The sequence below is a fragment of the Thalassorhabdomicrobium marinisediminis genome (assembly GCF_003072065.1).
In the GTDB taxonomy this organism is placed as follows: Bacteria; Pseudomonadota; Alphaproteobacteria; order Rhodobacterales; family Rhodobacteraceae; genus Octadecabacter; species Octadecabacter marinisediminis.
Genome location: NZ_QCYG01000008.1, coordinates 183,858 through 204,137, shown reverse-complemented (window position 1 = coordinate 204,137; position 20,280 = coordinate 183,858). Strand labels below are relative to the sequence as shown.

The following is a 20,280-nucleotide window of genomic DNA, read 5'->3' as shown; positions in this document are numbered from 1 at the left end:
GACCCCGGGGGTTCCCCCCTCAGCAAGGAGTTTGGGTATGTTCATCTGTCACATCGCATTGGGGGGCTGTCTGACCGCTCCGAACGTCAACTACGGCGTGACCGAGGATACCGGCGGGCATATCACCTACATCCTTGGCGCGGCCAACGCGCAGGCGCAACGCAAGGACGTGGATGCGGTGCAGATCGTCACCCGTGCGTTCGAGGATCCCGCCCTTGGCTTGATCCACGCGCAAACCAACCAGCCGGTGACGCAGAAGCTGTCGATCCGCCGCCTCTGGACCGCGCAGCGGGCCTATCTGCGCAAAGAGGATCTGGCCGCCGAAGTGCCGGCCCTGACCCGCGCCTTTCTTGACAATCTTGAGCGCGCGCCGCGCCGCCCGGACGTGCTGCACGCGCATTTCGCCGACGCCGCGGTGCTCGCCTTTGCCGCCCGGGACAGGTTCGGCATCCCGGTGATCTACACGCCCCATTCCCTCGCGCTGAGCAAGTCCACCGCCACCCCCGATGAGCCCCGGATCGAAGCCGAGCGCCGCGCGCTGTGCGAAGCCGATGCGGTCGTGTTGTCGTCGCGTGACGAAGCAGAGTGCCAGACGGCCGCCTATGGGCGCGGGGCGCAGGCGCGGGTGCATCGCGTCTCGCCCGGTGTCGCCTTGCCTCGGCTGACCGATCCGACCGCGGCCCGCGCATTGCTTGAGCCGCACCTTGCCAACCCCGAGCGCCCGATGCTTTTTGCCGTGGCCCGTCCCGTGGCGCGAAAGAACCTGACCACGCTGGCCGAAGTCTATGCCCGCAGCCGCAAGCTGCAGGAGCGCGCAAATCTCGTGATCCTTGCGGGCCAGCACGGGGACCCATTGCAGGCCAACGCCGAGGCCCGCGCCGAAGTGGACCGTCTGCGGCACATTCTGGGGGCCAACACCCTGACCGGCAAGGTGGCGCTGCCCGACCGCCACAGTCAGGCCGAGGTCGCGGCGCTGTATGACTGGGCCGCGCGCAGTCGCGGGTTGTTCGTGAACCTCGCCCTGCATGAACCTTTCGGCCTGACGATCCTTGAAGCCGCGTCCTATGGCGTGCCGGTGGTGGCAACGCAGGAAGGCGGACCGGCGGACATCGTGGCCGATTTGCAGCACGGCATCTGCGTGCCGCCGCGCGACCACCGCGCGATCGAGACTGCGCTGCTTGAGCTTCTGTCCGACGCCAAGGCATGGGACGCGGCCTCACTCGCCGGGCAATGCAACGTCGGGCGCTATGACTGGGCCCATTGGGCCGAGGACGTGCAGGCGATCTATGCCGAGACCCGCCCCGCAACCCCGCTCCACGCCCCGACGCTGATGCTCGCCAGCGACATCGACAACACGTTGACAGGCTGCGCGGCATCGGCCGAGCGGTTTGGTGCATGGCACAAGGGCAGCGGTGCGCTGTTCGCCGTGGCGTCGGGCCGGACCCTGAGCGAGGCGCGGCGCGTGCTGCGCCAGTGGAAGCTGCCCACGCCGCAGGTGTTTATCACCTCGGTCGGCACCGAGATCTATGCCCCCGATGCGCAGGGCCGTCTCGCGCTGGACAATGATTTTGCCCTGCGGCTTGACGCTGGCTGGGATCGCGCGGCGGTCGAACGGGCCCTGCACCGCTTCGGCCTGACGTGGCAGCCGAAGGTCGAGCAACGCCAGTGGAAGCTGAGCGGCTATGGCACCGCATGGGACGCCGCGCGGCTGCAGCGCTACCTTGGCAAACGCAGCATTGCGGCCCGCGTCGTCCCCTCGCACGGGCGGTTCATCGACGTGCTGCCCCGCGCGGCTGGCAAGGCGCAGGCGATCAAGGCGGTGGCGCGGCGGATGCAGATTCCCCTCTCACAGGTGGTCGTGGCGGGGGACAGCGGCAATGATCTGGACATGCTGCAGGCCGCGCAGGCCGGGCACGGGCGCGGCATCGTCGTGGGCAACGCCATGGACGAGCTGCGCCGCGCCCTTGGCCCGCAAGGCGTCTATATGTCCGACGCCCATCATGCGGCGGGCGTGCTCGAAGGGTTGAGCGCGTTCGGATATGCGCCCGACGCCATGGACCCCGCCGTTCAGGTGGCCGCACAATGACGCGCCCCATCGGATATTTCGTGCACCATCAGGGGCGTGGCCATGCCGAGCGTTGTGCCGCCGTGGTCAATGCCTTGCCTGCCGATCAGCCCGTCACGGTGTTCTGCGCCCGGTCGGGCATCTTCCCCCGGTTCACCCGTCCGGTGGACCTTGTGACCCTGCCGTCCCTGTTTGAGCCGACGGGGGCCGAGGACATCAACGACATCACCACCGCCCCCGAGACGGTCCATTGCGCGCCCCTAGGCTGGCCCGGCATCCGCGAGGCGATGGCCACCATGGCGCAATGGTTCGCCACCGCCCGTCCGATCCTGATGATCTCGGACGTCTCGGCCGAGGTCGCGCAGCTTGCGCGGCTGTGTTCCGTGCCGCACGTCAAAGTCCTGCAACACGGGCTGCGCGACGATCCCGGTCATCAGGCGGCCTATGACGGGGCCGTGGGCCTGTTGTGTCCCGCCGCGCGCGCGCTCGCGCAAGAGGATTGGTCGCCGCGCCATCTGGCAAAGACGCATTTCGTCGGCGGGCTGGGCGTGGACGTGCGCCGGCCCGATCCATCCGCCCGGCAAAAGGCCCGCGCGACGCTGGGCGTGCAGGACGATCAACGCATGGTGCTGGTGATGTCCGGTGGCGGAGGCACAGGCTTTGCATCGGCCCCGCTGGGCATCGCCGCCCGCGCCATGCCCGACGTTGCTTGGCGCACCATCGGCCGCATCGATGAGGATTGGCACGCCACCGAGCCGGGCAACCTGATCCATCACGGCTGGGTCGACAACGCGCAGGAGTTCCTCGCCGCCGCCGACCTTGTCATCGCCTCCACGGGCAACACGACCTGCCACCAGATCCTCGCCTCCGAGACGCCGTGGCTCGCGATCCCCGAATGGCGCTATTTCGACGAGCAGGTGGAGAAGGCCCGCGTCCTGCACCTGGCGGGGGCGGCGCACATGATGCCGCATTTCCCCGCTTCTGTGGGCCAATGGCGCGACGCGATTGATCGCACGCTCGGCACCCACGACCCGGCCCGCCAACGCGCGCTGGTGGATGAAAAAGCCGCGCCGAAAACGGCCCGCTGGCTGTGCGGGCTGATCGAACAGTTGACCCCCAACACCCCTGTAACGACTGGAGAGTATAATGAGTATCCGAGTGAGCACCCCGCGTCCGAAACAACAGACCGTCAGCGCCTTGACGCTGGCGCGGGGGCGTGAGGCGCACCTGCGCAACGTCATCCTTGGCCTGACTCGCCAAACGCGCCAGCCCGACGAGCTGGTCATCGGCGTGATGCAGGACAGGCTCTACGACGACCTCCCCGACACGGATTTCCCGATCCGCCAGATCCGCATCGACGGCAAGGAGTTGCCCCTGTCCCGCGCCCGCAATTCCGTGGCCGAGGCTGCGGCGGGCGACTGCCTTGTCTTTCTCGACGTCGATTGCATCCCCGCGCCCGAGCTTGTCGCCGACTACGCGGGCTATGCCATCCCGGGCAACGGTCTGATCATGGGCGAGGTCAACTACCTCCCCGCCGGGGCGGCGACCGAGGGCTGGACCTATGCGGGCTTCGACGCCGTGGCCGAACGCCACTCCGACCGGCAGGGACCGCCGGCCGAAGGGCTCAAACGGTGCGAGGATTACCGCTGCTTCTGGTCGCTGAACTTCGCGATCCACCGCGCCGACTGGGACCGGACCGACGGCTTTGACGAGGCTTTCACCGGCTACGGCGGCGAGGATACGGACTTTGGCCGACAGCTCGACCATCTGGGGGTGCCGATCTATTGGGCCAAGGGGGCCAAGGTCTATCACCAGCACCACCCCCACTGCATGCCGCCGATCCACCACGTCCCGTCGATCCTGCGCAACACCGAGGTGTTCGCCGCGAAATGGGGCCACCGCACGATGGAGCACTGGCTCACCGCGTTCCGCATCATGGGGCTGATCGAAGAGGTCGACGGCACCCTGCGACAGATCCGTGAGCCCGACGCCGCAGATTTCGCCCTGTGCGAGCAACAGTCGCACATGCCTTACGCCAACACCGCCCGCGTGTTGCGCCACCTCAAAGCGACGGCGCAGGTGGCCGCGGAATGAGGTTTCGCATCGCCATCGTGGGGCACATCCGGCACCCCATCGCGCCGCCCTTCATGGGCGGGATGGAGGCGTTCACCCATACGCTGGCCGGCCAGCTCGCCCGCCGCGGCCATGACGTCACGCTGCTGGCCAGCGCCGACAGCGCCGTGGGCCTGCCGGGGGGCGTGACGCTCTTGCCCATCACTGATGCCCATTACGACACCCGGTATCCGTGGCACGAGTTCCACGGCACCGACATCCTCAACGATCATCTCGACGTCTGTTATGCCCGCGCCGCGCGGCTGCTGCTCGACGGCGGGTTCGACGTGATCCACAACAACGCGTTGCACCGGTTCATTCCGCGTCTGTCGCGGGCGCAGCGCTTGCCTATGGTCACCTCGCTGCACATCCCGCCCTTCAAGGTCCTGCGCCGCGCCCTGAGCGACAGCGCGGCCCCGTGGCACCTCAGTTCGGTCACCTCGGCGCGGCAGGCGGAAATCTGGTGGCCCGATGGCGCGCCGGACACCGCACATGTGGTGCACAACGGCATCGAGTTGCAACGCTGGCCCTATCATGCTCAAGGGGACGGCAGTGCCATCTGGGCCGGGCGCATCACCCCCACCAAGGGCACCGCATTGGCGGCGGAGGCGGCGCAGCGGGCTGGCGTGCCGCTGCGCATCTGCGGCACCATCGAACATCGCGACTACTTCAACGACGCCGTGCGCCCGCATCTGGGCGGCGGGGTCGAATATGTCGGGCACCTTGCCGCGGCGGATCTGGCGCAGGCCTACGGGCAGGCCTCGGTCGCGTTGTTCACGCCACTTTGGGAAGAGCCGTTCGGCCTCGCCGCGGTTGAGGCCATGGCAACGGGCCTTCCGGTTGCCTCAACAGGGCAGGGGGCCGTGCGCGAGGTTCTGGGCAACGCGGGGGTGATCGCGCGCAGCGATACTGCCGCTGATCTGGCCGAGGCTTTGGTGCAGGCTGCGGACATTCCGCCAACGGTGCCGCGCTCCCGCGTGGAAAGCTATTTTTCGGCAGAGACGATGATCGACGGATTTGAGCGGCTCTATGCACGCGCACGGGCCGAGCAGGACGTGCCGCTCGCTGAGGTGTTCTACCCGTCCCACGCCTTGCAGGTCGGACGCGCCGGGCCTGGCCGCACCGGCACACCGGTTGGAGGGCAGGGCGTTATGGCGGCCGGTTATTCGACCGAACCTGTGTCCTAGACCGTTTTGAACGGTTCGGGGAAATACAGGTAGGAATCGTCGAACTCCCCCCGTTTGCGCAGCCGGTCGCGGCAGATGATCTCAAGCGTGCCATTGCGGATCGCGCAGCATTGATCCTCGCGCAGGTCGCGCAAGGTTCGGCTCACGTGGACCTTGGTCACGCCCGTGGCGTCCGCAATGTCGGCCTGGGTGATCGCCAGCGGGTAGCGGTCGCGCTCTTCGCCCAAGGCCACTGTCATACGGGCGTCAAACTCGCTGAGGAAATTGGCGACCCGCCCGAAAGCCCGCATGGCGCTGTTGCGCATGACCCAATGGCGGTGGATCGCCGCATCGACCAGCGTCAGGGACCACAGGACGCGGGCAAGCTCTACGTCATCGTTGAGCAATTCCGTCAGTTTGTCGTGCCGGATCACAGCCAACTCGCTGGGCGTCAGCGCCACAATATCATGGTCAAGCTTTTTCAAAGGAAAGGCATGCAGGTCGACGAAATCGCCGGGGAATTGCAAGGCGACGAAGGTGCTGCGGTCGTGATCGGCCCGCGGCACGCTGCGCGCCACCAGCCCGTCGAGCAACAGCAGGCTGTATTCCAGCTTCTTGCCGCGTGTGCTCAGCACCGTGTCGGGCAGCGCGGTCACCCGCTCGGTCATGGCCGGGGCCAACCTTGCCCATTGCTGATCACTCAAGTGACGCATCATGCCCATCTGCCGTGGACTCAGCGGATGCGGCGACGCAGGCCGCAAGGTGGCGTCGGGCAGGGTCGTCTCGTTTGTCATGTGTCGTCCTCTTAAACCCTTACTGAACAGGGACACCGTCACTACCGTAAGGGGGCATGGACCGGATACGCCTGCCACAAGCATGCGGGTTCTGGCCGGAACATCAAGGTCGTATTGGTTATCCCGGTCCGGTTTCATAGTGAAATCGGACGTTGCGCGCGCTATGGTACAGCGCCCACAACCGCTGCAAAAGCGCAGCGACCGTCGGCCCCGCGTCATATTTTCGGCCCATTTTTCGCTGATACCGGCGCGCGGTGGCAACGGCAATGTGTCGCACGGCAGAACAGTATGAACCAGAATGGGAGAGACGATGGGTCTGGGATGGAAGGGCGTGATCACGACATGCGCGCTATGCTGGGTGGCCGCCTCAACGGCGCAGGCCGAGGCGCAGGACCGCGCCTTGCTTGGCATCGGCCGGCTGTTCACCAATGACTTCTTCGCGGACCACCGTGACCGTTGGCGCACCGGGTCCTATTCCTATTCCATCGTGCACGGCCGCCCTTGGAGTGGGGCGCGACCGCAGGTGCCCGGCGCGGTTCTGGAATATCGTCTGCGCTCCGAGATCATCGCCCCGGCGCGGCTAAACGGGGCGGGCTCGAACGATCGCGCCTATGTGGGGGCGCTTTCGGCGGGGCTGCACACGCATTACAGCCACGGCGCGCTCGACATCTCGGCGGGGGTCGATCTGGTGGCGACCGGCCCGCAAACCGGCATGCTTGACCTGCAGGACGCGTTCCACGACCAGATTTCGGCGCCCAGCATCTCGGACCGGGTAAGGGATCGGCAGGTCGGGGATGACGTTCATCCCACCGCGCTGGTCGAGCTGTCCTCTCCGGTGGCTTTGAACGACCGCACCAGCCTGCGGCCCTTTCTTGAGGCGCAATACGGGGTCGAGACCTTGCTGCGCGTCGGTGCCGACGTTCTGATCGGGCCGATGTTGCAACAGGACCTGTGGCTGCGGGACGTGCCCACGGGCCAGCTTTATACCGGCGTCGATCACGGCAAGGCCGGCACCGGCTTCGTGCTGGGCGCGGATTACGCCCGCGTCAGCGACAGCGCCTATTTCCCCGCCAGCTTCGGCACCCGCGCCAAGGACGAGCGGTTCCGCGCGCGCGCCGGGCTGCACTGGCGCTTCGGCGACGGGATTTCCTATTTCTATGGCGTGACTTACCTCAGCGAAGAGTTCGAGGGCCAGCCAGAGGGCCAGATCGTCGGCTCACTGAAGCTTAATTTCAACTTTTGAATAAATAGTTAACGCGGGTTTCCGAAGTGTCTTGATCGGCGCGAATCACCTCTGCTAGGCCTGTTCAAAGGTCCCCGCGCCAAATGACGGGGCCAACACGAAGGCAGAGGCAGAAACAGGTATGAAAACGGGCTTTCGAGGCACGTTCGTCATTTCCTGGTCACAGACGGAACTCGACGGGTTCTGGGCGGCACCGCTCGAGAATTTGCGGGTCGGGACAGCGTGGTCATGGGCGGGCGAAGCGGTGCGGGTGGACGGACCCGCGGAGATCCTTCCATTGGGCGACGCGCTGGGCGAGGCAGACATCCGCACGCGGGCGGCACTCTCTGTGCGCAGGTTGCTGCGGGCCGTCGAGGTGAACACCGCGCGGCTGGATCTGGTCGAGGTGGAGGCCCCGGCGTTCGAGCAGAGCTTCACCGTCACCGACGGGCGCGACACCTGGACCGTGACGCTGATCGAAGGGGCGACACCGTCTTCCCGGCTGTGCATGTTCGTGGGAGAGATCCCGCCCCGGACCACCGATCTGTGGATCGTCAATCACACGGTCGACCTCAAATCGCGTGACCAGAACGAAGATGCCTCGGGCGGGGTGATCTGTTTCACCCCGGGCACGATGATCGCGACCGAACACGGCCCCATGCGGGTCGAGGATATCGGCGAGGGTGTGAAGATCCAGACCAAGGATAATGGCTGCCAAGAGGTGCTTTGGACCGGCGCGCGCCGCGTAACCGGGGCACGGCTTTATGCCATGCCGCACCTGTGTCCGGTCCGGCTGCGGGCAGGGTCTCTGGACAAGGGCGTGCCCGGCGCGGGCCTGCTGGTCAGCCCCGATCACCGGGTGATGGTCAAGGGCGCGCGGGCGCGGGACCTGTTCAACACCGACGAGGTTCTGGTCGCCGCCCGCGATCTGGTAGACGACCAGTCGATCTATGTGGACCGCTCCCTGCGTGAGGTGCGCTATATCCACCTGCTGTTGCCGCGCCACGAGGTGGTGTTTGCTAACGGGGTCGAAAGCGAGAGCTTCCACCCCGCCAGCGCCGGGCTCGACAGTCTGGACGAAACGGACCGCGCCCGCCTGTTCGCGCAGGTTCCGGCGATCGAGGCAGATGCGAATTCCTACGGTGCCTATGCGCGCCGCGTCGTCTCAGCCTCGGAGGCGGCGATCCTGCGGCACGCCGCCTGATCTGTTTGCGCCCTGCGGGTGGCGGCCGCGCTTGTGGCTGCGTCGGAGCCTCCGGCGGAGGTATTTTCGAACCAGAGAAGGGCCGGGTGTTGACAGGCGAGGGGCGCGCGCGTATGGGGGCCGCTCATTGGTGTTGGTGGACCCCGCAAGGGGATTCCTGTCGGAGAGTATCTCAGAGGACAACGCCCTTCGAGCGCCGTGTTCGCAGAGCTTATCTGCGGATAAGGCGTTAACAAAACATGAAGGAGATCAGCCGTGACCAAACGCACGTCTGCCAAGTACAAAATTGACCGCCGGATGGGTGAAAACATCTGGGGTCGCCCGAAATCCCCCGTCAACCGTCGTGAATACGGCCCCGGCCAGCACGGTCAGCGCCGCAAGGGCAAGCTGTCCGACTTCGGCATCCAGCTGCGCGCGAAGCAGAAGCTCAAGGGCTACTACGGCGACCTGACCGAGAAGCAGTTCCGCCGCATCTTCGGCGAAGCCGAGCGCGTCAAAGGCGACACCGGTGAAAACCTCATCGGTCTGCTCGAGCGGCGTCTGGACGCGGTCGTTTACCGCGCCAAGTTCGTGCCCACCGTCTTCGCGGCCCGTCAGTTCGTGAACCACGGCCACGTCCGCGTGAACGGCAAGAAGGTGAACATCCCCTCTTACCGGGTCAAGGAAGGCGACGTGATCGAAGTGCGTGACCGCTCCAAGCAGAACGTGGCCGTGCTCGAGGCCGTCGGCCTTGCCGAGCGGGACGTGCCCGACTACATCGACGTCGATCACTCCAAGATGACCGCGACCTTCGTGCGCACGCCAAGCCTTGGCGACGTGCCGTATCCTGTCATGATGGAACCGAACCTCGTCATCGAATATTACGCCCAGAACTAAGTCTGGGCAGGGCGCTGTCGCGTCGTTAGGAATAGGGCCTGCCACCTTCGTGTGGCGGGCCTTTTTGTTTGAAAATGCGAAGGAAACGCCATGGCGGTCACACCGCAGCCGGGGATCATGGAAATCGACCTTTATGTGGGCGGCAAGTCCCATGTCGACGGCGTCGAGAATGTCTTGAAACTGTCGTCCAACGAGAACCCGTTCGGCCCCTCGGACGCGGCGAAAAAGGCGCTGGAACGCGCGGCGCTTGGCTTGCACCGCTACCCTTCGACCGATCACGCCGGGCTGCGGGCGGCCATCGGTGAGGTCTGGGGGCTTGATCCGGCGCGGGTGATCTGCGGCAATGGCTCGGGCGAGTTGTTGATGCTGATCGCGCAGGCCTATGCGGGGCCAGGCGACGAGGTGCTGTTTACCGAACACGGCTTCGCCATGTATCCGATCTATGCCAATGCGAACGGGGCGACGCCGGTGATCGTGGCCGAACGCGATCGGCGGATCGACGTGGATGCGTTGCTGGCCGCCTGCACCGAGCGCACGCGCATCGTCTATCTTGCCAATCCGGCGAACCCCACGGGCACCATGCTGGGCGAGGCGGAGCTGCTGCGGCTGGCCGAGGGCATTCCCGACACGGCGCTGCTGGTGCTCGACGGCGCCTATGCGGAGTTTGTCGAGGGCTACGATGCAGGCAAGGCACTGGTGGACCGGTTCGACAACGTGGTGATGACGCGGACCTTCTCCAAGATCTACGGGCTGGGCGGGCTGCGGATCGGCTGGGCCTATGCCAGTCAGGGCGTGATCGACGTGCTGATGCGCATTCGCGGGCCGTTCAACCTGTCGGCACCCGCGCTGGCCGCCGCTGAGGCCGCCGTGCGCGACCGCGCCCACACGGAGAAATGCCGCAGCGAGAACGCCCGCCTGCGCGAGTGGATGGCCGGTGCCCTGGCCGAGTTGGGCGTGCCTTCGGACACCTCGACCGCCAACTTCATTCTGGCGCGCTTTGCCTCGGAAGAGGAGGCGCGCGCCTGCAACGATTATCTCGCGGCGCAGGGAATCCTGCTGCGCTACGTGGGCGGCTATGGCCTGCCGGATTGCATCCGCATCACCGTGGGGGACGAAGCCTCCTGCCGCCGGGTGGTGCACGCCATCGGCCAGTTCAAGGGGGCGTCGTGATGGCTGTGATCTATGACCGCGTGGCGCTGATCGGGCTGGGGCTGATCGCCTCGTCCATGTTCTGGGCGATGAAGCGCGCCGGTGTTGCCGGTGAGGTTGTGGGCTATGCGCGCTCGGTCGAGACACGGGACACCGCGCGGCGCATCGGGCTGTGCGATGTGGTGTGCGACAGCGCCGCCGAAGCTGTCGCCGGCGCCGATCTGGTGGTGCTCTGCGTGCCCGTGGGCGCGATGGACCGCGTGGCGCGCGAGATTGCGCCCGCGTTGAAACCGGGCGCGGTGCTCTCCGATGTGGGGTCGGTCAAGCGGGCGGTGATCGAGGCGGTCGGCCCGTACGTGCCCGAAGACGTCCATTTCATCGCCGCGCACCCGCTGGCGGGGACCGAGCAGTCGGGGCCCGAGGCCGGGTTTGCGGAACTCTTCGACAACCGCTGGTGCTTGCTCACCCCCGAAGGCGCGGACCCGGGAGAGACCGCCCGCCTGCGCCGGTTTTGGGAGGCGCTGGGATCGAAGGTGGATGAGATGGACCCGGATCATCACGATCTGGTTCTGGCCGTCACATCGCACACGCCGCACCTGATCGCCTATACGATGGTGGGGGTGGCCGATGATCTTGGCCGCGTGACGGACAGCGAAGTGGTGAATTTCTCGGCCGCCGGTTTCCGGGATTTCACGCGCATCGCCGCCTCGGACCCGACCATGTGGCGCGATGTGTTCCTGACCAACAAGGACGCGACGCTGGAAATCTTGGGGCGCTTCACCGAGGAGCTTTTCGCGCTGCAACGGGCGATCCGGCAGGGCGACGGTGAGCACTTACACGCCTATTTCACCCGCACCCGCGCCATCCGGCGTGGTATTATCGAGGCTGGTCAGGATACAGATGTTCCCAACTTTGGGCGCAATCCGGAGAAGTCATGACCTTTCGATCCAGCGTGTTCGTGCTGCTGCTCGTGCTGGCGAGCTGCGCAAAGAAGGAAGAGCCTGTGGCGCTGTCGCTTGAGGGCAGCGTCTGCGGTGATCCCGCCCTGCGCGGCGAAGTGATCGGTGAGGTGCAGGGCGCGGGCGCCTGCGGGATCGAGAACGCCGTGCGCCTGCGCGAGGTGTCGGGCGTGCGTCTTTCCACGGCGGCCACCGTGGATTGCACCACCGCGCGGGCGTTGAAGACGTGGGTTGATGAAGGGTTGAAGCCCGCCGTCGGCACGGAGGGCGGTGGCGTGGCGGCGCTGCGGGTGGTGTCGCACTATGCGTGCCGGTCGCGCAACAACCAGTCCGGCGCGCGCCTGTCCGAGCACGCCAAGGGGCGGGCCATCGACATCGCGGGCATCCGGTTGAAGAACGGCACCGAGCTGACTGTGCTGACCGATTGGGGGCGCGGCGGCGTGGGCCGGCGGTTGCGGCAGATGTGGCAGGCGGCCTGCGGCCCCTTCGGCACAGTGCTGGGACCCGAGGCGAACCGCTTCCACCGCGATCATTTCCACTTCGACACCGCGCGCTATCGCTCGGGCAGCTATTGCCGCTGACCCACAGGGCCGAGCCGTTTTAGCGCAGGCGTGGAGCTTCGCCCAGGGGCAGGGGGCCCAGCGTCATCACGCCGTCGTCAAAGGCCAATGTGGCGGTCAGCGTGTCGGGGATATGCGGCGTCTCATCCAGCCCGTTGAGGATCGTGGTATAAAGCTCGCGGCTGTCCCCCGAGACGACGCCCGCCGCGATCAGCAGATCGAAAATCCGCGACCAGTTGCGCGCGGCCAGCGTGACCGAGCCGTTGATCCGCCCCATTTCGTCCGGCGTCAGGTCGCCAATCGCGGAGAGGGAGATCTCGCCCCAGTCCAGCGCCAGTTCGCGAATGCTCAGGGTCTCGATCCGGCCCATGGTGACATCGGCGTTCAACGCAATCGGCGCGTCCAGATCAATGTCCGCGTCCAGTCGCAGGCTCTGGATCATCGGCGGCTGCAGGTTCTGCGGGTCCGCGAGCCTGCGGATATAGTCGGGCAGGGCCAGACTGCGGGCCTCGAAAAACGCGTCGTAGGTCTGATCGGTATCCGGCGCGAGGCGCATGGCGGCAAACAGGCGAGCCAGCGAGATTTCGGCCCCTTCCTCGGTGCGCAGGCGCGGGTTGACGAGTTCGAGTTCCGCTTGCTGGAACGGCAGGGTGGTGCTTGGGCTGACCTGCCCCCGGGCGACCATCTCTTCGGTCAGCAAGGTGAACCGTTCCCCGTCAAGCGTGAACACCTGTTCCTCGGGGAAATGCGCGCGCACGTTGTTGGGGCGGTAGGACAAGGCGAGAAGCTGGAAAATCGGGGTTTCCCAGCGCACCCCGGCGGTCGGGTCCGCAACGGTGAGGTTGGTGATCGTGGTGTCGAAGCGCGACGGGAAGCCCCGGGTGGACAGGTCGTCATAGCTGATTTCGGTCGCGCCCGCGTCGATCTGGGCCAGCGCCTCGGTCAGGCGCGACTGGACCTGCGCGCGGCCAATGAACCAGTAGCCGCCGTATAGCGTGGCAAGGATGACCACCAAGGCAATGAGTTTGCGCATCTTTGACCCTTTCGCGAAGCGTTGGTTTGGTGTTTAGAGGAGCCGCAATAAAAGGACCATAAGCAGATGACAATGTGGGTATTCGGCTACGGATCTTTGCTGTGGAACCCGGGCTTCGTGCCGGCGGAAACCGTCACGGCGGTGCTGCATGGCTATCACCGCAGCTTTTGCATGCTGTCGATCCACCACCGCGGCACGGTCGAGAAGCCCGGCCTTGTGCTGGCGCTGGACAAGGCGGACGCGATCTGCACCGGCGTGGCTTTTCGCGTGGCCCAAGAGGATGAGGCGCGGGTGCTGGCCGAGCTGCGCGAGCGTGAGCTGGTCTCCTCCGCCTATGTTGAAGCCCATGTGCCCCTGTCGCTTGAGGATGGCCGCGAGATCGAGGCGCTGGCCTATGTGGTCAGCCCCGAGCATGAGCAATACTGCCAGTTCGATCTGGAAACCCAGGCCCGGATGATCGCGCGGGCCGCGGGCGGGCGCGGGCCGAACCCGGAATACCTTTATAACACCGCCGCACACCTTGAGCAGATGGGCATCCACGATCCCGACCTTGCATGGCTCGTGGAGCGCGTGCAGACATTGGCGTGAAGGTGTTTGTGCCTGATTTTGTTTGGGGTTTGGGACCGCTGTCTTTATGTTGGATACAATGACAAACGCAAAAGGGCCTGATCCCGTGGCAGGGGGCGAGCAAGAGGCCGCGCCGCATTTCTCGCAACCCTGGCGCCAGATCGTTTCGATGCTGGTGGTGCTGGGGCTGGTGACGGCGGGCGTGATCCTTGCCTTTCCCCGCGTGGGTCCGGTGTTTCTGGCCAATCCCTACCTGAACGGTTTCATTTTCGTCGTCTTCGTGATCGGCGTGCTGTCGTGTTTCTGGCAGGTCTGGCAGTTGATCAAATCTGTCAGCTGGATCGAAGGCTTCGTGCAGGACCGGCTGGGCGCGCCCAACGTCAAGGCCCCCGCCCTGTTGGCACCGTTGGCGACGTTGATGCGGTCGCGGGGCGCGCGGATGCACCTCTCGGCAAGCTCGAGCCGTTCGATCCTCGACACGGTGGCGCAGCGGATCGACGAAGACCGCGAAATCACCCGCTACATCGTCAACACGCTGATCTTTCTGGGACTTCTGGGCACCTTCTACGGGTTGGCGACGACCGTTCCGGCACTCGTCGACACGATCCGCTCCCTCTCCCCCGGGGAGGGGGAGAGCGGTGCCGAGGTCTTCGCGCGTCTGCAAGCGGGGCTTGAGAGCCAGCTGGGCGGCATGGGCGTGGCCTTTGCCTCGTCGCTTCTGGGTCTCGCCGGCTCGCTTGTCGTGGGCCTGCTGGAGCTGTTCGCGGGCCACGGGCAGAACCGGTTCTACCGCGAGCTGGAAGAATGGCTGTCGTCGATCACCCGCGTGGGGCTGGCGTCGGGGGATGAGGTCGACGGCGAGACCACGGCGATGGCCAGCGTCGTCGATCACATGGTCGACCAGATGGAGCGGATGCAGGACATGTTCGCGGCTTCGGAAGCCAGCCGGACCGAAGCGAACACCCGTCTGGGGGCGCTGGCCGAAGTCGTCGAACATCTGGTGCAGAACACCGCCTCGGCCGATGCCTCGGCGCAACTGTCCCGCGTGGCCGACGCGCAAGAGGCGCTGATCGCCGCGCTCAAGGACACGGGCATGGAGGGGATCGACGCGGAAAGCCGGATGCGGCTGCGCTCGATCGACGTGGGACTGATGCGCATTCTGGAAGAGATGGCCGCGGGTCGGCAAGAGGTTGTGCACGACTTGCGCGCGGATATGGCAGCACTCACCAAGGCCGTGCGGCAGGGCAACCGCGAAGCCCGAAAATCCGCGCAGGATGGCAGCTAGGCCATGGCACTGAGCCGCAGAACCGGTGCCCGTTTTCAGGCCTCGATCTGGCCGGGGTTCGTGGACGCGATGACCGGTCTGTTGCTGGTTTTGATGTTCGTGCTGACCATCTTCATGGTGCTGCAATTCGTGTTGCAGGAAACGATTTCCGGACAGGAGGATGAGCTCTCGCAGCTCTCGGACGAAGTGGCTGCACTGGCCAGCGCGCTGGGGCTGGAGCAGGATCGCGCGGCGGCCTTGGGCTCGCAGGTGGGCTCTCTGTCCAGTGCGCTGTCTGACCTTGAAGACGATCTGGCCGAGAGCGAACGCCTCGTCACCCAGCAGAACGCCCTGATCGCGCGCCTCACGGGGGAACGCGACGACCTGAGCGCGGCCCTCTCCGATGCCGAGACCAAGATCACCGGGTTCGAGGCGCAGGTGGCGGGGTTATTGGCGCAACGGCGCGAGGCGGAGACGACGATCGCGGAGCTTGAGGACCGCGAGGCGGAGCTTTTGTCCGCGCAAGAGGCCGCCGCCGTGGCGCTGGCGCAGGCCCGTGAAGAGATCGACGCCGGCGCTGAAGAGGCCCGCCTTGCCGCCGCCCGGCGCGAGGCGCTGGAAGCAATGATCGCCGACTTGCGCGCCCAAGGAGAGGCCGCCGCGACGCGGATCGAGACGTTGCAGTCCGAAACCGATGACAACGCCGCGCGGATCGCCGAGCTTGAAGCCGCAGAGCAAGCCGCGCAGGTGGAAATCTCCGAGTTGGAGGCCGCCATGCTCGTGGACGCCGCTGCGGCTGAAGCCCTGCGGGAACGGCTGGCCAATGCGGACACGGAACTCACCGCGATGACGTTGGCGCTGGAAGAACAGCGGCAAGAGGCCGAGGACACGTTGACGCTTCTGGCTGCCGCGCGGGCGGCGCGGGATGAGTTGGACGAAAACCTCGCCATCGCCCTGCTGGCCCAGCAGGAGGCCGAAGCCGCCGCCGAAGCGCTGGGCAGCGAACGGGACGCGCTGGCCGAACGGTTGGCCGGCGCGCTGGACGAAGCTGAGGCCACGGGCGAGACCGCCGAGGAGCTGCAGGCGAGATTGGCACAGGCGTTGATCGCACGCAGCGAGCTTGAGGAGGCGGTGGAAGAGGTCGAAGCCGACCGGGCTGCCCTGCGCGATGAACTGGCCGCAGCGGTGGCGGCGTTGGCCCGAACCCAGACGGAAGCGGACAGCAGCGCCAGCGAACAAGCGCGGCAGGCGGCGCTGCTGGCGCAGGCCAATTCCGCACTGGCCGAGCAAGAGGCCTTGTCTGCCGAAAGCCAGCGGCAGGTGGCGCTTCTCAACGAACAGGTGGCAACCCTGCGCAATGAGCTGTCGCGCCTGCAGGGGCTGCTGGACCTTGCCAACGACGCCGACGCCTCGGCCAATGTGCAGATCGAAAGCCTGACCGAAAACCTCAACACCGCCATGGCCCGCGCGCTTCTGGCGGAACGCCGTGCGCGGGCACTGGAAGAGGCGGAGCGCGAACGGCTGGCCTCGGAAGCGCTTGAATTGGAACGGTTCCGTTCGGACTTCCTCGGCCTTCTGCGCGAGGTTCTGGAAGACGTCGACGGGGTACGGATCGTGGGCGACCGCTTCGTTTTCTCGTCCGAGGTGTTGTTCGAGCCGGGGTCGGCCACGCTGTCCCCCGACGGGCGGGCGGAAATCGCCAAGGTCGCCGGTATTCTTCGCGAGGTGGCCGACGAGATCCCGGACGAAATCGACTGGGTGATCCGTGTGGACGGGCACACCGACGACGTGCCCCTGTCGGGGACCGGCGAATTCGCCAACAACTGGGAACTCAGTCAGGCGCGCGCGCTGTCGGTGGTGCTTTACATGGTGAACGCCCTTGGCATTCCGCCGAACCGGCTGTCGGCCAACGGGTTCGGGCAGTACCAGCCCGTGAACCCCGCCGACACGGAAGCCGCGCGCGCGCAGAACCGGCGGATCGAGTTGAAGCTCACGGAACGCTGAAATGGCTAGGGCAGGGTGATCCGCGCGGTCCGTCGGCTGAGCTCCGCCCCGTCGCGACTGTGGCTGACGCTGCCGACATATTCGCCTGATGGCCAGCCCCGGTTCGGCGCTCTCAGCCCCCCCGCCCGCATGACAAGCGCCTGCCTGCGGTCAAGAACATCCTGCGTCTCGAAGGTCGGTCCCTCGGGTCCGTCGATCCGGATGCCGATCACGTCACCCGGTTCAGCGCCGAAGGCCAGCCCCCAGAACACGATGGGCGCATCCGCGACAAGGGTTTCGGCGGCGGCCGTGCCCGCCTTGACGGCGTCGAAGTCGGGCACATGGTCCGCAAAACCCACTGCGATCACCCCGCCCGGTGCGGTGTCGGGCACCTCGCGCCACAGGGTTTCATCCGCAGGGGTGCTGCACAGGATTTCCCCGTCGCGGTCGAAAGGATCGACGACCTCACCGTTGCGGCGCAGGGATAGGTGGACGTGGGGGAACTGCGTGCGTCCCGACAGGCCAACCTGGCCGATCACGTCGCCTGCGGCGACCTCGTCCCCCGGGGCGACGGTGACCGAGCCTTGTTTCATGTGGCAATACTGGGTTTCCCAGCCGTCCCCGTGCAAAAGCACCACGCCATTGCCGCATTCCCTCGGGCCGATCTCGGCAGCGCGTTCGGGCGTGAAATAGGCGTCGGCCATGTTGCTGCGGACGGCCTGCACCGTGCCTGCCGCGGCGGCAAGCACATCGACGCCCACATCCATCGCCGCACGCGAGGGCAGGGCGAAATCGGTGCCCTTGTGGGTGTCATAGGTCAGGTGGCCACAGCGGTAATCCTGCGCCCGGTCGCTGGGGTCGTGGTCAACGTAGTTCTGGATGTAGCAGTCGTCGCCCGGGGTGCAGTCGATGGGCAGGTCCAACAAAAAATCCTGCGCCGTGGCGGGCACGGCGCAGGATATGATCAGCGCTGCAAGGCGCATCAATCTGCTGCGAGAAGCGGCGGGGTGTGCTTCGACAGGCGGGCCTTGGCGGGCGGGTCGATCTGCAGATCAAGCTCACCCTTCTTGACGCCCACCTTGACGTGACCACCCTTCGCCAGTTGACCGAACAAGAGTTCTTCGGCCAGCGGCTTCTTGATGTGCTCCTGAATCACACGGCCCAGCGGGCGCGCGCCCATCTTGTCGTCGTAGCCACGCTCGGCCAGCCATTCGGCGGCTGGACGGCTCAGCTCGATCGAGACGTTGCGGTCCATCAGCTGCGCTTCCAGTTGCAGCACGAACTTCTCGACCACTTGCAAGATCACGTCCTTGCTGAGCGGCGCGAAGGACACGACGGCGTCCAGACGGTTGCGGAATTCCGGCGTGAACGTCTTCTCGATCGCTGCCGTATCCTCACCGGTGCGGCGGTCGCGGCCGAAGCCGATGGCTTCTTTCGCCATTTCGGACGCACCCGCGTTGGATGTCATGATGATGATCACATTGCGGAAGTCCGTCGTGCGGCCGTTGTGGTCGGTCAGCTTGCCGTGGTCCATCACCTGCAACAGGATGTTGTAGACGTCCGGGTGGGCCTTTTCCATCTCGTCCAGCAGCAGCACACAATGGGGGTTCTGGTCGACCCCATCGGTGAGCATGCCGCCTTGATCGAACCCGACATAGCCCGGAGGTGCGCCAATCAGACGCGAGACCGCGTGTTTCTCCATGTATTCCGACATGTCGAACCGCAGCAATTCCACACCCAGCGTATCGGCCAGCTGTTTTGCCACTTCGGTTTTACCCACACCGGTCGGACCGGCGAAGAGGTAGTTGCCAATGGGCTTTTCAGGCTCGCGCAGACCGGCCCGCGCCAGTTTGATGGCGGAGGAGAGGGCGACAATCGCGTCGTCCTGCCCGAAAACCACCCGCTTGAGGCTGCCTTCGAGGTCTTTGAGGACTTCGCTGTCGCTCTTGGTGACGGTCTTCGGCGGGACGCGGGCGATCTTGGCGACCACGGCCTCAATCTCTTTCGCGCCGATGGTCTTGCGTCGCTTGCTTTCCGCCACAAGGTGCTGTGCCGCGCCGGCTTCGTCGATCACGTCGATCGCCTTGTCGGGCAGCTTGCGGTCATTGATGTAGCGGGCCGAGAGTTCCACGGCGGTCTTGATCGCATCGGCGGTGTATTTGATCTGGTGGTGATCTTCGAAATAGGGCTTGAGGCCCTTGAGAATCTTGATGCTGTCCTCGACCGAAGGTTCGTTCACGTCGATCTTCTGGAACCGGCGGGCCAGCGCGCGGTCCTTCTCGAAGTGCTGGCGGAATTCCTTGTAGGTGGTGGAGCCCATGCAGCGCAGCTTGCCACCGGCCAAAGCGGGTTTCAGCAGGTTCGAGGCATCCATCGCCCCGCCAGACGTCGCACCGGCCCCGATCACCGTGTGGATTTCGTCGATGAAGAGCACGGCATCGTCGTGCTCTTCCATCTCGGTCATCACGGCTTTCAGGCGCTCTTCGAAATCACCGCGGTAGCGGGTGCCGGCGAGCAATGCGCCCATGTCGAGCGCATAGATCGTGGTGCCGGAGAGCACTTCGGGCACTTCGCCCTCAACGATCTTGCGGGCCAGACCTTCGGCGATGGCGGTTTTGCCCACACCGGGATCGCCCACCAGAAGCGGGTTGTTCTTGCGGCGGCGGCAGAGCACCTGCACGGCGCGCTCGACCTCATGCCCGCGGCCAATCAGCGGATCGACATCCCCTTCCGAGGCTTTGGCGTTCAGATCGACGCAGTATTTCGCCAGCGCGCTTTCGTCCTTGCTGGTGTCCGAGGCCACGTCAGCCTCTTCATCCAGGGTCGGAGAGCCGGACACGGGGCGGGATTCGCCGAACGCAGGGTCCTTGGCGACGCCGTGGGCGATGAAGTTCACCGCGTCATAACGGGTCATGTCCTGATCCTGCAGGAAATAGGCGGCGTTGCTTTCGCGCTCGGCAAAGATGGCGACCAGCACGTTGGCACCGGTCACTTCGGTGCGGCCCGAGCTTTGCACGTGGATCGCGGCGCGCTGGATCACGCGCTGGAACGCGGCCGTTGGCACGGCTTCGGAGCCTTCAACCTCGGTCACAAGGGTGCTGAGGTCGTCGTCGATGAAATCGTCCAGCGTCTTGCGCAGCTCATCAAGATCGACGGAACAGGCCTTCATGACGCGGGCGGCGTCAGGCTCGTCAATCAGGGCGAGCAGCAGGTGCTCGAGCGTGGCAAGTTCGTGCTTGCGCGCATTGGCGATGGCCAGCGCGGCGTGAATGGACTGCTCAAGAGTTGTCGAGAATGATGGCACTTCAGTGCTCCTTTTCATCGGG

17 protein-coding genes are annotated in these 20,280 nt (G+C 65.8%); 13 read left to right on the top strand and 4 right to left on the bottom strand.

Annotation, left to right across the window (positions count from 1 at the left end):
- The first annotated feature begins 37 nt into the window (after positions 1-37).
- Genes DC363_RS13745 through DC363_RS13730 form a run of 4 tightly spaced genes read left to right on the top strand, consistent with a single transcriptional unit; the run spans position 38 to position 5,364 of the window.
- A complete protein-coding gene (locus tag DC363_RS13745) occupies positions 38-2,086 on the top strand; it encodes an HAD-IIB family hydrolase (protein ID WP_108641726.1) in 2,049 nt (682 codons plus the stop codon).
- Positions 2,083-3,285: a glycosyltransferase gene (locus DC363_RS13740; RefSeq protein WP_108641725.1), complete on the top strand. Its 1,203-nt coding sequence runs from the start codon at positions 2,083-2,085 to the stop codon at positions 3,283-3,285. The genes DC363_RS13745 and DC363_RS13740 overlap by 4 nt, the downstream gene beginning before the upstream one ends.
- The gene (locus DC363_RS13735) at positions 3,224-4,159 is read left to right on the top strand and encodes a glycosyltransferase family 2 protein (RefSeq protein WP_241963005.1); all 936 of its coding nucleotides are present in this window, start codon (positions 3,224-3,226) and stop codon (positions 4,157-4,159) included. The genes DC363_RS13740 and DC363_RS13735 overlap by 62 nt, the downstream gene beginning before the upstream one ends.
- Positions 4,156-5,364, top strand: coding sequence for a glycosyltransferase (locus DC363_RS13730; protein ID WP_108641723.1), 1,209 nt, complete (start codon positions 4,156-4,158; stop codon positions 5,362-5,364). Before DC363_RS13735 ends, DC363_RS13730 begins: the two co-directional genes overlap by 4 nt.
- Here DC363_RS13730 and DC363_RS13725 read toward each other — a convergent pair.
- A complete protein-coding gene (locus DC363_RS13725; RefSeq protein WP_158270880.1) occupies positions 5,361-6,137 on the bottom strand; it encodes a Crp/Fnr family transcriptional regulator in 777 nt (258 codons plus the stop codon). The genes DC363_RS13730 and DC363_RS13725 overlap by 4 nt on opposite strands.
- Positions 6,138-6,435: 298 nt before the next feature.
- On the opposite strand from DC363_RS13725, the gene DC363_RS13720 reads away from it, so the two are divergent.
- The 6 genes from DC363_RS13720 to DC363_RS13695 all read left to right on the top strand — a co-directional run bounded on the left by DC363_RS13720 (position 6,436) and on the right by DC363_RS13695 (position 12,128).
- Positions 6,436-7,380, top strand: coding sequence for a lipid A-modifier LpxR family protein (locus tag DC363_RS13720; protein WP_241963004.1), 945 nt, complete (start codon positions 6,436-6,438; stop codon positions 7,378-7,380).
- A 121-nt stretch (positions 7,381-7,501) separates the two neighbouring features.
- Positions 7,502-8,563 (top strand): Hint domain-containing protein, encoded by a 1,062-nt coding sequence (locus DC363_RS13715; protein ID WP_108641721.1) that lies wholly within the window; start codon positions 7,502-7,504, stop codon positions 8,561-8,563.
- A gap of 255 nt (positions 8,564-8,818) precedes the next feature.
- Positions 8,819-9,439, top strand: coding sequence for a 30S ribosomal protein S4 (rpsD, locus tag DC363_RS13710; RefSeq protein ID WP_108641720.1), 621 nt, complete (start codon positions 8,819-8,821; stop codon positions 9,437-9,439).
- Between the two features lie 90 nt (positions 9,440-9,529).
- Entirely contained in the window at positions 9,530-10,609 is a 1,080-nt protein-coding gene (gene hisC / locus DC363_RS13705; RefSeq protein WP_108641719.1) for a histidinol-phosphate transaminase, read from the top strand.
- On the top strand, positions 10,609-11,526 hold the full coding sequence (locus DC363_RS13700; protein WP_108641718.1) for a prephenate/arogenate dehydrogenase family protein: 918 nt from the start codon (positions 10,609-10,611) through the stop codon (positions 11,524-11,526). The genes hisC and DC363_RS13700 overlap by 1 nt, the downstream gene beginning before the upstream one ends.
- Entirely contained in the window at positions 11,523-12,128 is a 606-nt protein-coding gene (locus DC363_RS13695) for an extensin-like domain-containing protein (RefSeq protein ID WP_108641717.1), read from the top strand. The genes DC363_RS13700 and DC363_RS13695 overlap by 4 nt, the downstream gene beginning before the upstream one ends.
- Before the next feature lie 19 nt (positions 12,129-12,147).
- On the opposite strand, the gene DC363_RS13690 is transcribed toward DC363_RS13695, so the two are convergent.
- A complete protein-coding gene (locus DC363_RS13690; protein WP_108641716.1) occupies positions 12,148-13,140 on the bottom strand; it encodes a DUF2125 domain-containing protein in 993 nt (330 codons plus the stop codon).
- A 66-nt stretch (positions 13,141-13,206) separates the two neighbouring features.
- On the opposite strand from DC363_RS13690, the gene DC363_RS13685 reads away from it, so the two are divergent.
- Genes DC363_RS13685 through DC363_RS13675 form a run of 3 tightly spaced genes read left to right on the top strand, consistent with a single transcriptional unit; the run spans position 13,207 to position 16,975 of the window.
- Complete coding sequence (locus DC363_RS13685; protein ID WP_108641715.1) at positions 13,207-13,728, top strand: gamma-glutamylcyclotransferase; 522 nt, start codon at positions 13,207-13,209, stop codon at positions 13,726-13,728.
- 58 nt (positions 13,729-13,786) lie between these two features.
- A complete protein-coding gene (locus tag DC363_RS13680) occupies positions 13,787-14,992 on the top strand; it encodes a biopolymer transporter ExbB (RefSeq protein ID WP_241963003.1) in 1,206 nt (401 codons plus the stop codon).
- 3 nt (positions 14,993-14,995) lie between these two features.
- Positions 14,996-16,975 carry a peptidoglycan -binding protein gene (locus tag DC363_RS13675; protein WP_108641713.1) on the top strand — a complete coding sequence of 660 codons (1,980 nt, stop codon included), beginning with the start codon at positions 14,996-14,998 and terminating at the stop codon, positions 16,973-16,975.
- A 5-nt stretch (positions 16,976-16,980) separates the two neighbouring features.
- On the opposite strand, the gene DC363_RS13670 is transcribed toward DC363_RS13675, so the two are convergent.
- Together DC363_RS13670 and clpA are read right to left on the bottom strand one after the other, a co-directional pair.
- Complete coding sequence (locus DC363_RS13670) at positions 16,981-17,937, bottom strand: M23 family metallopeptidase (protein ID WP_108641712.1); 957 nt, start codon at positions 17,935-17,937, stop codon at positions 16,981-16,983.
- Positions 17,937-20,258 (bottom strand): ATP-dependent Clp protease ATP-binding subunit ClpA, encoded by a 2,322-nt coding sequence (clpA, locus tag DC363_RS13665; RefSeq protein ID WP_108641711.1) that lies wholly within the window; start codon positions 20,256-20,258, stop codon positions 17,937-17,939. The genes DC363_RS13670 and clpA overlap by 1 nt, the downstream gene beginning before the upstream one ends.
- Between the last annotated feature and the right edge of the window lie 22 nt (positions 20,259-20,280).

Coding starts and splice junctions, on each gene's coding strand:
- DC363_RS13745 (WP_108641726.1), top strand. CDS start 38: ATGTTCATCTGTCACATCGCATTGGGGGGCTGTCTGACCGCTCCGAAC.
- DC363_RS13740 (WP_108641725.1), top strand. CDS start 2,083: ATGACGCGCCCCATCGGATATTTCGTGCACCATCAGGGGCGTGGCCAT.
- DC363_RS13730 (WP_108641723.1), top strand. CDS start 4,156: ATGAGGTTTCGCATCGCCATCGTGGGGCACATCCGGCACCCCATCGCG.
- DC363_RS13725 (WP_158270880.1), bottom strand. CDS start 6,137: ATGACAAACGAGACGACCCTGCCCGACGCCACCTTGCGGCCTGCGTCG.
- DC363_RS13720 (WP_241963004.1), top strand. CDS start 6,436: ATGGGAGAGACGATGGGTCTGGGATGGAAGGGCGTGATCACGACATGC.
- DC363_RS13715 (WP_108641721.1), top strand. CDS start 7,502: ATGAAAACGGGCTTTCGAGGCACGTTCGTCATTTCCTGGTCACAGACG.
- hisC (WP_108641719.1), top strand. CDS start 9,530: ATGGCGGTCACACCGCAGCCGGGGATCATGGAAATCGACCTTTATGTG.
- DC363_RS13700 (WP_108641718.1), top strand. CDS start 10,609: ATGGCTGTGATCTATGACCGCGTGGCGCTGATCGGGCTGGGGCTGATC.
- DC363_RS13695 (WP_108641717.1), top strand. CDS start 11,523: ATGACCTTTCGATCCAGCGTGTTCGTGCTGCTGCTCGTGCTGGCGAGC.
- DC363_RS13690 (WP_108641716.1), bottom strand. CDS start 13,140: ATGCGCAAACTCATTGCCTTGGTGGTCATCCTTGCCACGCTATACGGC.
- DC363_RS13685 (WP_108641715.1), top strand. CDS start 13,207: ATGACAATGTGGGTATTCGGCTACGGATCTTTGCTGTGGAACCCGGGC.
- DC363_RS13680 (WP_241963003.1), top strand. CDS start 13,787: ATGACAAACGCAAAAGGGCCTGATCCCGTGGCAGGGGGCGAGCAAGAG.
- DC363_RS13675 (WP_108641713.1), top strand. CDS start 14,996: ATGGCACTGAGCCGCAGAACCGGTGCCCGTTTTCAGGCCTCGATCTGG.
- DC363_RS13670 (WP_108641712.1), bottom strand. CDS start 17,937: ATGCGCCTTGCAGCGCTGATCATATCCTGCGCCGTGCCCGCCACGGCG.